This window comes from Mycobacterium sp. Root135 (assembly GCF_001426545.1).
GTDB lineage: Bacteria > Actinomycetota > Actinomycetes > Mycobacteriales > Mycobacteriaceae > Mycobacterium.
Genome location: NZ_LMEZ01000007.1, coordinates 758,224 through 769,392, shown reverse-complemented (window position 1 = coordinate 769,392; position 11,169 = coordinate 758,224). Strand labels below are relative to the sequence as shown.

4 protein-coding genes and 1 pseudogene are annotated in these 11,169 nt (G+C 65.6%); all 5 read left to right on the top strand.

The window, feature by feature from the left end:
- Positions 1–232: pseudogene (locus ASD37_RS32375) on the top strand (ABC transporter ATP-binding protein); the annotation flags it as partial.
- The gene (locus ASD37_RS23855) at positions 229–978 is read left to right on the top strand and encodes a class I SAM-dependent methyltransferase (RefSeq protein WP_056557387.1); all 750 of its coding nucleotides are present in this window, start codon (positions 229–231) and stop codon (positions 976–978) included. The pseudogene ASD37_RS32375 and the gene ASD37_RS23855, both read left to right, overlap by 4 nt.
- A gap of 66 nt (positions 979–1,044) precedes the next feature.
- Entirely contained in the window at positions 1,045–3,204 is a 2,160-nt protein-coding gene (locus ASD37_RS23850; protein WP_235568516.1) for a lipocalin family protein, read from the top strand.
- A 346-nt stretch (positions 3,205–3,550) separates the two neighbouring features.
- Positions 3,551–7,051, top strand: coding sequence for a DNA-directed RNA polymerase subunit beta (locus ASD37_RS23845; RefSeq protein WP_370073080.1), 3,501 nt, complete (start codon positions 3,551–3,553; stop codon positions 7,049–7,051).
- Positions 7,052–7,127: 76 nt separating this feature from the next.
- On the top strand, positions 7,128–11,078 hold the full coding sequence (locus tag ASD37_RS23840) for a DNA-directed RNA polymerase subunit beta' (RefSeq protein ID WP_056557381.1): 3,951 nt from the start codon (positions 7,128–7,130) through the stop codon (positions 11,076–11,078).
- The last annotated feature ends 91 nt before the right edge of the window (positions 11,079–11,169 follow it).

Here is an 11,169-nt window from a genome sequence, read left to right as displayed (position 1 = left end):
CGTGCCGCCGCAGGTCAACGCGACCCCGGGCATGCCGGAGCGCAAGGCGGTCGGGCGTCGTCAGGCTCGGGTGCGCGAGATCATGCACAGCCTGCCCCCGGCCGCGCAGGAAGCCATCCGCGCCGATCTCGACGGCAGCAACAAGCATGCGCCGTCGTCGATGACCACCAGCAACACCAACGGCGCCCACGAAGAGGCCCCCACCGCCTCGATCCCCGTCTCCAAGGAGTGACGCTCCCCGGTCCAGGCGGCCGGAGAACGCGCGCGCTGCTCAACCGTCCCGCCACCGTCGTGGACGGCTACCTCGACGTGATGGGTGACGCCGAGGTTCCGCAGACGACGGGCCAACGCGTAATGGGGTCTTCGGTTCTACCGATGATCTACGAGCGATTGTGGCGGCCCGTCCTGTTCTTCGGGTTCACCGCGCGCAACTCCGCCCAAGAGGACCGGCGCAAGCTTCGACTGCTTGACCTGCACCGCGGTGACACCGTCCTCGACGTCGCCTGCGGGCCGGGCAACACCACCCGCACCCTGCTGGCCGCCGTCGGATCCGGCGGGCTCGCGGTCGGGGTGGACAGCTCCGCGACGATGCTCGCCCAGGCCGTTCGCGACACCGCGCCCGGTACCCCGGTCGGCTATGTCCGGGCCGACGCCGTCGACCTGCCCTTCGACGACGGCACCGTCGACGCCGTCAGCTGCTACGGCGCGCTGTATCTGATGGACGACCCGTTCGGTGCGCTCCGCGAGATGATCCGGGTGCTGACGCCTGGAGGGCGGATTGCCGTCCTGACGACGTGCGCCAGGGGACCGGCACCGGTGCGGCGGGCCAGCGTCGCGGCGTCACGTTTCGCGCCGCTGCGGTTGTTCGACGTCGACGAGGTCGGCGACGTCATGCGCGACGCCGGGCTGGTCGACGTGACCCAGGACGTGTCGGCCGCGTCGCAGACCCTAAGCGGGCGGCGGCCCGGGACACTGTGATGTCCAAAATCTGACGTAGGCGACATTTAGCGGCCGGATGTCGGTGCAGCGGGTTACATTCCGTCGGTGAGTGCGAATCGCTGGTTGCGCGGGGTATGGGTCGTAACCGCCGGGGTGGGAATCGCGCTCGGTGCGAGTCATGGCGTCGCCGCCGCGGAGTCCGACTCGTCGGGTGGTGAGGCGGGATCGTCCTCGGCCCCGTCCAGTCCTGGGGCCGAAGCGCCTTCGGGCGCCGCAACAACGGGCACCAAAGACGTTGGCAAGGACCATGATTCGGGGCCCAAGGGCGAGGGTAAGCCGACCAGTACCGTCAGCGCGAACACCGTGACCGTGGACCGCGACGACACTGCGACCACCACTGCCGACCCCGTCGTGAAGGTGAAGCCGGCGAAGACGAAGACTCCGAAGTCGGAGGCCGTGGCCGCTCAGGAGGCCCCGGCCGCTCCCGTGACGGTGTCCACCCCCGTCGACGTGACGCCCAAGGATCCTGTCGTGGCCGAGACGCCGCCGGTCGTCGACACGACCCCGATCGTCGACTCCAAGCCGCCCGTCGTCACCGAGGAGAAGTCCGATCCGGTAGTCGTGGCCACCCCGGTCGTCGCGACCCTGCCCACTGACATCAAGCCGGCAGTGGCCAACAAGCCCACGCCGACGACGCTGGTCGCCAAGGACGTCTCCGCGATCCGCAGCCTGGCCGCACCCGCAGCCCCGCGGGCCCCGCCGGGCCCGTTGGCGACGGTGGTGATCAGCCTGCTGTCCGCCTTCGGCCTGCTTCCGCCCGTCGCACCGACACCGGTGGACGTCACCGGCATCCCGGCGCAACCCGTCCCCGGCACGTCGGCCAACGCCGGGGTGACCGGCGTCAAGGTCGGCAGCTCGAACCTGACCATTCCGGTCGGCAGCGGGAGCTACACCGGCGCGGCCGACTGGTACTTCCCGACCCAGGCCGACGGCACCGTGAAGGCCCAGGGCGTCATGCTGCTGCAGCACGGCTTCCTCGGCTCGAAGTCCTGGTACTCGGCGCTCGCCAAGGACTTGGCCCGGCAGACCAACAGCGTCGTCGTGGTCCCCAACGTCCCGTCGTTCGGGTTCTTCACCTGCGCGGGGTGCACGCTGAGCAGCGTGTCGATGCAGAAGGGCGTCGCCGACCTCTTCATCGATCCCAACCGCACGGCGCTGACCGCCAGCGCCGCGGCAGCCGGCTATCACGGCGCGCTGCCTGGCAAGTTTGTCCTGACCGGACACTCGGCCGGTGGGGGACTGGCCGCAGCCGCCGGTGGCTTCTACTCCGATGCCGTCAAGCCCGAGGACAACGACCTGCTCGGCGTGGTCATGTACGACGGTGTCTCGTCCAACGGCACCTTCTCGGGCGCGCTGACGAGTCTGGCCGCCAGCGGCATCCCGATCTACCAGATCGCGGCGCCGCCGCAGGCCTGGAACGCCAACGGCCAGACCACCAAGGATCTGGTCGCCTTGCGGCCCGGCCAATTCGTCGGCGTCGTCCTCGCCAACGGCTCACACGTCGACTCCCTCATCGGCGGCTCTCCGATCATCGACTTCTTCAGCCAGCTCATCATCAAGCGGTCCCCGGCTGGCAACACCCAGGCCGTCTACACGCTCGCCAACGGCTGGATCAACGACATGTACGCCGGCCTCGGACCAGACACCGGCACGTACGGCACTTACGGGGAGCCCGACCAGTTCGTCGACCTGGCGCCCGCCGCCGGCGTCGTGCTCGGTCCCGCACCGGTCGTCGACGGGAACTCCTACCTCGGCACCTGGTACGAGGTGGGCAGCGTCAAGCAGTTCTTCTCGCTCGGCCTGGTGAACACCACGGCGACCTACAGCGCCAATCCCGACGGGTCGATCAAGGTGGTGAACTCCGGCAACTACTTCTTCGACAATGGACCGCTGTCGCGCATCGTCGGCGCCGCACTGCCGGTGAGCGCCGCCAACGACAAGCTCAACGTGACGTTCTTCGGCCCGGCGTCGGCGACGCCGCCGGGCAACTACTGGATCGTCGACCTCGCACCCGACTACAGCTGGGCCGTCGTGAGCGACCCCAGCGGCAACACCGGCTTCCTGCTCAGCCGTACCCGCACCGTCTCCACCGCGCTGTACCAGGAGTTGCTGGACCGCGCGTCCGTCCACGGAGTCAAGGGGCGGATCACCGTAACTCCACAGCCTGCGGCGGCACGCGAACTTTCCTCCCCAAACCGCGTGTGAACTCTTGACGGAAAGGCGAAACCGGGCCAGTCTGTTGGTCAGCAATGTATGCACGGGTTGAAGGATCTAGCCGCCAGCCAGCGCCTGGTCTCTTTTACCATGCCGATGTTGAGGAATGCGCCGTTCTGCGCTAGTGTTGGACGTTGCGCTGGCTGCATCCTGCCCACCCTCATCCACCTCTCGTCACCGTCTCCTAGCCTGAGCCCTGCTCAGGGAACTAGTCGTGTGCCTCGGGGCCGAGATTCAGGCTTGAGAACGCCAGCCGAACCTAACGCAGATAACGCGGCAAGGGTCCGGTCTTCGGCCGGTCACCCGATCGTCGCATCCGGTGCTGGAAGGATGCATCTTGGCAGTCTCTCGCCAGAGCAAGTCAGTAGAAAACCCCAACAACTCCATTCCTGGAGCACCTAACAGAGTTTCCTTCGCCAAGCTTCGCGAACCGCTCGAAGTTCCCGGCCTGCTCGACGTGCAGACCGACTCCTTCGAATGGCTGATCGGTTCCGACGGCTGGCGTGAGAAGGCTCTCGAGCGCGGCGACGTGAACCCCGTCGGCGGTCTCGAAGAGGTACTCACGGAGTTGTCGCCGATCGAGGACTTCGCGGGCACGCTCTCGCTGAGCTTCTCCGATCCGCGGTTCGACGAGGTCAAGGCACCCGTCGACGACTGCAAGGAGAAGGACCAGACCTACGCGGCCCCGCTGTTCGTCACCGCGGAGTTCATCAACAACACCACCGGCGAGATCAAGAGCCAGACCGTCTTCATGGGCGACTTCCCCATGATGACCGAAAAGGGCACCTTCATCATCAACGGCACCGAGCGTGTCGTCGTGTCCCAGCTCGTCCGCTCGCCCGGCGTCTACTTCGACAAGTCGAAGGACAAGGCCACCGAGAACGACCTGACGAGCGTCAAGGTCATCCCGGGCCGCGGCGCCTGGCTCGAGTTCGACGTCGACAAGCGCGCGACCGTCGGTGTGCGCATCGACCGCAAGCGTCGTCAGCCCGTCACCGTGCTGCTGAAGGCCCTCGGCTGGACCAGCGATCAGATCCGTGAGCGCTTCGGCTTCTCCGAGATCATGATGTCCACCCTCGAGAAGGACAGCACCGCCGGTCCCGACGAGGCACTGCTGGACATCTACCGGAAGCTGCGCCCGGGCGAGCCGCCCACCAAGGAATCCGCGCAGACCCTGCTGGAGAACCTGTTCTTCAAGGAGAAGCGCTACGACCTGGCCCGCGTGGGTCGCTACAAGGTCAACAAGAAGCTCGGCCTGAACGTGGGCCAGCCGATCACGTCGTCGACGCTGAACGAAGAAGACATCGTCGCGACCATCGAGTACCTGGTGCGCCTGCACGAGGGCCAGACCACGATGACCGCCCCCGGCGGCGCCGAGGTTCCCGTCGAGGTCGACGACATCGACCACTTCGGCAATCGTCGTCTGCGTACCGTCGGCGAACTGATCCAGAATCAGATTCGCGTCGGCCTCTCCCGCATGGAGCGCGTCGTCCGCGAGCGGATGACGACCCAGGACGTCGAGGCGATCACGCCGCAGACCCTGATCAACATCCGTCCCGTCGTGGCGGCGATCAAGGAGTTCTTCGGAACGTCGCAGCTGTCGCAGTTCATGGACCAGAACAACCCGCTGTCGGGTCTGACCCACAAGCGCCGCCTGTCGGCGTTGGGCCCCGGTGGTCTGTCCCGTGAGCGTGCCGGCCTCGAAGTTCGTGACGTGCACTCCAGCCACTACGGCCGCATGTGCCCGATCGAGACCCCGGAAGGCCCGAACATCGGCCTGATCGGTTCGCTGTCGGTGTACGCGCGGGTCAACCCGTTCGGCTTCATCGAGACCCCGTACCGCAAGGTCGTCGAGGGCGTCGTCACCGACGAGATCCACCACCTCACTGCCGACGAGGAGGACCGCCACGTCGTGGCGCAGGCCAACTCGCCGATCGACGCGAACAACCGGTTCACCGAGGAGAAGATCCTCGTTCGTCGTAAGGGTGGCGAGGTCGAAAACGTCTCGCCGATGGACGTGGACTACATGGACGTCTCACCGCGCCAGATGGTGTCGGTGGCCACGGCCATGATCCCGTTCCTCGAGCACGACGACGCCAACCGTGCCCTCATGGGTGCCAACATGCAGCGCCAGGCGGTTCCGCTGGTGCGTAGTGAGGCACCTCTGGTCGGTACCGGCATGGAGCTGCGTGCCGCGATCGACGCCGGTGACGTCATCGTCGCCACCAAGTCAGGTGTCATCGAAGAGGTGTCCGCCGACTACATCACCGTGATGGCAGACGACGGCACCCGGCACACCTACCGGATGCGCAAGTTCGCCCGCTCCAACCACGGAACGTGCGCCAACCAGCGCCCGATCGTGGACAGCGGTCAGCGGGTCGAGGCCGGACAGGTCCTCGCCGACGGGCCGTGCACCGAAAACGGTGAAATGGCGCTCGGCAAGAACCTGCTCGTGGCGATCATGCCGTGGGAAGGCCACAACTACGAGGACGCGATCATCCTCTCGCAGCGCCTGGTTGAGGAGGACGTCCTGACGTCCATCCACATCGAGGAGCACGAGATCGACGCCCGCGACACCAAGCTGGGCGCCGAGGAGATCACCCGGGACATCCCGAACGTCTCCGACGAGGTGCTGGCCGATCTCGACGAGCGCGGCATCATCCGCATCGGTGCCGAGGTCCGCGACGGCGACATCCTGGTCGGCAAGGTCACGCCCAAGGGCGAGACCGAGCTGACCCCGGAAGAGCGCCTGCTGCGTGCCATCTTCGGTGAGAAGGCCCGCGAGGTTCGCGACACGTCGCTCAAGGTTCCGCACGGCGAGTCCGGCAAGGTCATCGGCGTTCGGATGTTCTCTCGCGAAGAGGACGACGAGCTGCCCGCCGGCGTCAACGAGCTGGTCCGCGTCTACGTGGCCCAGAAGCGCAAGATCTCCGACGGCGACAAGCTCGCCGGACGCCACGGCAACAAGGGCGTCATCGGAAAGATCCTGCCGATCGAAGACATGCCGTTCATGCCGGACGGCACTCCGGTCGACATCATCCTGAACACGCACGGTGTGCCGCGACGGATGAACATCGGTCAGATCCTCGAGACGCACCTGGGCTGGGTTGCCAAGGCAGGCTGGAACATCGACGTCGTCGGCGACACCGGCGAGCTGCCAGGTTGGGCGGAGAACCTGCCCGATGAGCTGCTCTCGGCACCGTCCAACAGCATCGTCTCCACGCCCGTCTTCGACGGCGCGCGCGAGAACGAGCTGGAAGGCCTGCTCGGCGCAACGCTTCCGAACCGGGACGGTGACGTGATGGTCAACGCCGAGGGCAAGTCGCAGTTGTTCGACGGACGTAGTGGTGAGCCGTTCCCGTACCCGGTGACGGTTGGCTACATGTACATCCTGAAGCTGCACCACTTGGTGGACGACAAGATCCACGCTCGCTCGACCGGCCCGTACTCGATGATCACCCAGCAGCCGCTCGGTGGTAAGGCGCAGTTCGGTGGTCAGCGATTCGGTGAGATGGAGTGCTGGGCCATGCAGGCCTACGGCGCGGCGTACACGCTGCAGGAACTCCTGACCATCAAGTCCGACGACACCGTCGGCCGCGTGAAGGTCTACGAGGCAATCGTCAAGGGCGAGAACATCCCCGAACCCGGTATTCCGGAGTCGTTCAAGGTGTTGCTCAAGGAGCTCCAGTCGCTGTGCCTCAACGTCGAGGTGCTGTCGTCTGAAGGCCAGCGGATCGAAATGCGTGACAGTGACGACGAGGACCTGGAGCGCGCTGCCGCGAACCTGGGAATCAACCTGTCCCGCAACGAATCACCGTCGGTCGAGGATCTCGCTTAAGTTTTGCTCTTCGGGGGCCCTGCGTCCCGCGTTTTGATTGATAGTCATCTAGTCCCGCAAGGGGAAAGGGAGTTACGTGCTCGACGTCAACTTCTTCGATGAACTCCGCATTGGCCTCGCCACTGCGGACGACATCCGCAATTGGTCCTACGGTGAGGTTAAGAAGCCGGAGACCATCAACTACCGCACGCTCAAGCCAGAGAAGGACGGCCTGTTCTGCGAGAAGATCTTCGGACCGACTCGCGACTGGGAGTGCTACTGCGGCAAGTACAAGCGCGTGCGCTTCAAGGGAATCGTCTGTGAGCGCTGCGGCGTCGAGGTAACTCGCGCCAAGGTGCGTCGTGAGCGGATGGGCCACATCGAACTGGCCGCACCCGTCACCCACATCTGGTACTTCAAGGGTGTTCCCAGCCGTTTGGGCTACCTGCTCGACCTCGCCCCGAAGGATCTCGAAAAGATCATCTACTTCGCGGCATACGTGATCACCGCGGTGGACACCGAGCAGCGTCACAGCGACCTGTCGACGCTCGAGGCCGAAATGGTCGTCGAGAAGAAGGCCGTCGAGACCCAGCGCGACAGCGATCTCGAAGAGCGCGCCCAGAAGCTCGAAGCCGACATGGCCGAGCTCGAGAAGGACGGCGCCAAGAGCGACGTCCGTCGCAAGGTCCGTGACGGTGGCGAGCGCGAAATGCGTCAGCTCCGCGACCGGGCCCAGCGCGAGCTGGATCGCCTGGACGAGGTCTGGGTGACGTTCACCAAGCTGGCTCCCAAGCAGCTCATCGTCGACGAGGTGCTCTACCGCGAGCTCATCGACCGCTACGGCGAGTACTTCCAGGGCGCCATGGGTGCGGAGTCGATCAAGAAGCTCATCGAGACCTTCGACATCGACGCCGAGGCCGAAAGCCTGCGCGACACCATCAAGAACGGCAAGGGACAGAAGAAGCTTCGTGCACTGAAGCGTCTGAAGGTCGTCGCGGCGTTCCAGATGAACCGCAACTCGCCCATGGGCATGGTGCTCGACGCCGTTCCGGTGATCCCGCCGGAGCTGCGCCCGATGGTTCAGCTCGACGGTGGCCGGTTCGCCACCTCCGACCTGAACGATCTGTACCGCCGCGTCATCAACCGCAACAACCGGTTGAAGCGACTGATCGACCTCGGCGCACCCGAGATCATCGTCAACAACGAGAAGCGCATGCTTCAGGAATCCGTTGACGCACTGTTCGACAACGGTCGTCGTGGCCGCCCCGTCACCGGGCCGGGCAACCGTCCGCTGAAGTCGCTGTCCGACCTGTTGAAGGGCAAGCAAGGCCGGTTCCGTCAGAACCTGCTCGGCAAGCGCGTCGACTACTCGGGCCGTTCGGTCATCGTCGTCGGTCCTCAGCTCAAGCTGCACCAGTGTGGTCTGCCGAAGCTGATGGCCCTCGAGCTGTTCAAGCCGTTCGTGATGAAGCGTCTGGTCGACCTGAACCACGCGCAGAACATCAAGAGCGCCAAGCGGATGGTCGAACGTCAGCGCCCGCAGGTGTGGGACGTCCTCGAAGAGGTCATCTCCGAGCACCCCGTGCTGCTGAACCGCGCACCAACGCTGCACCGCCTCGGCATCCAGGCCTTCGAGCCGATGCTGGTGGAGGGCAAGGCAATTCAGCTGCACCCGCTGGTGTGTGAGGCCTTCAACGCCGACTTCGACGGTGACCAGATGGCAGTCCACCTGCCGCTGTCCGCCGAGGCGCAGGCCGAGGCACGCATCCTGATGCTGTCGTCGAACAACATCCTGTCGCCCGCGTCGGGTCGTCCGTTGGCCATGCCGCGTCTGGACATGGTGACCGGTCTGTACTTCCTGACCACCGAAATCGCAGGCGACATCGGCGAATACCAGCCGGCCGCCACCGATTCCGCGGAGTTCGGCGTGTACAGCTCGCCGGCCGAGGCGCAGATGGCCGTCGACCGTGGCGCCCTGAGCGTCCGGTCCAAGATCAAGGTTCGGCTGACGCACCTGCGTCCGCCTGCCGAGGTCGAGGCCGCGCAGTTCCCGGACCGCTGGAAGATGGGCGACGCCTGGTTGGCGGAGACCACCTTGGGCCGAGTGCTGTTCAACGAATTGCTGCCGCGCGGATACCCGTTCGTCAACAAGCAGATGCACAAGAAGGTCCAGGCGTCGATCATCAACGATCTCGCCGAGCGCTACCCGATGATCGTCGTCGCGCAGACCGTCGACAAGCTCAAGGACGCCGGTTTCCACTGGGCCACGCGCTCGGGTGTCACCGTCTCCATGGCCGACGTGCTGGTGCCGCCGAACAAGGCACAGATCCTCGACGGCTACGAGCAGCAAGCGGACGCCATCGAGAAGAAGTACCAGCGTGGCCTGCTCGAGAAGATCGAGCGGACCGACGCCCTGGTCAAGATCTGGAAGGAAGCGACCGAAGAGGTCGGTAACGCACTGCGCGACCACTACCCGTCGTCCAACTCGATCATTCAGCTGATCGACTCGGGCGCCACCGGTACGTTCAACCAGACGCGCACCCTGGCCGGCATGAAGGGCCTGGTGACGAACCCGAAGGGTGAGTTCATCCCGCGCCCGATCAAGTCGTCCTTCCGTGAAGGCCTGACCGTGTTGGAGTACTTCATCAACACGCACAGCGCCCGAAAGGGTCTGGCCGACACCGCCCTTCGTACGGCGGACTCGGGTTACCTGACCCGTCGTCTGGTCGACGTGTCTCAGGACGTCATCGTGCGCGAGCACGATTGCCAGACTGAGCGCGGCATCATGACCACGATCGCGGCCACCGAGGCCGACGGCACCCTGACCCGCGACGCGCACGTCGAGACCTCGACCTATGCGCGCACGCTGGCCGTGGATGCCATCGACGCAGGAGGCAACGTCGTCGTCGAGCGTGGACACGATCTGGGCGATCCGGCGATCGACGCACTGCTGGCCGCGGGTATCACCGAGGTCAAGGTGCGTTCGGTGCTGACCTGCATGACGGGCACCGGCGTCTGCGCCACGTGCTACGGCCGCTCGATGGCCACCGGCAAGCTGGTCGACATCGGTGAGGCCGTCGGCATCGTCGCCGCGCAGTCCATCGGTGAGCCCGGCACGCAGCTGACCATGCGTACGTTCAAGCAGGAGGGCGGCGTCGGTGAGGACATCACCGGTGGTCTTCCTCGTGTGCAGGAGCTGTTCGAGGCCCGCGTGCCGCGTAACACCGCTCCGATCGCGGACGTGACCGGTCGGGTCAACATCGAAGTGGGCGAGAAGTTCTACAAGATGACGATCATCCCGGATGACGGTGGTGAAGAAGTCGTCTACGACAAGCTCACTCGTCGTCAGCGCCTGAAGGTGTTCAAGCACGAGGACGGCTCCGAGCGTCTCCTGGCCGACGGTGACCACGTGGAGGTGGGCCAGCAGCTGATGGAAGGCTCGGCCAACCCGCACGAGGTGCTGCGCGTCCAGGGCCCCCGCGAGGTGCAGATCCACCTCGTCAAGGAGGTCCAGGAGGTCTACCGCGCTCAGGGTGTGTCGATCCACGACAAGCACATCGAGGTGATCGTCCGGCAGATGCTGCGTCGCGTCACGGTGATCGATTCGGGCGCAACGGAATTCCTGCCCGGTTCGTTGACCGAGCGGGCCGAGTTCGAGTCGGCCAACCGTCGCGTGGTGGCAGAGGGCCTCGAGCCCGCCGCCGGGCGTCCGGTGCTGATGGGCATCACGAAGGCCTCGTTGGCGACCGATTCCTGGTTGTCGGCGGCGTCGTTCCAGGAGACCACGCGAGTGCTGACCGATGCGGCGATCAACTGCCGCAGCGACCGGCTCAACGGTCTGAAGGAAAACGTGATCATCGGCAAGCTGATCCCGGCCGGTACGGGTATTGCCCGCTACCGGGACATCCAGGTCCAGCCGACCGAGGAAGCTCGCGCCGCGGCGTACACGATCCCGTCCTACGAGGATCAGTACTACAGCCCAGACTTCGGTCAGGGCGCCGGCCAGGCCGTGCCGCTCGACGATTACGGATTCAGCGACTACCGCTAGTCACTGTGTGGAAGGGCCCCGGCTTCGGCCGGGGCCCTTTTGCGTTGCGGGCGTTGGGTTCCTGCGCACCCCCTCCTCCCGCGCACCCCTC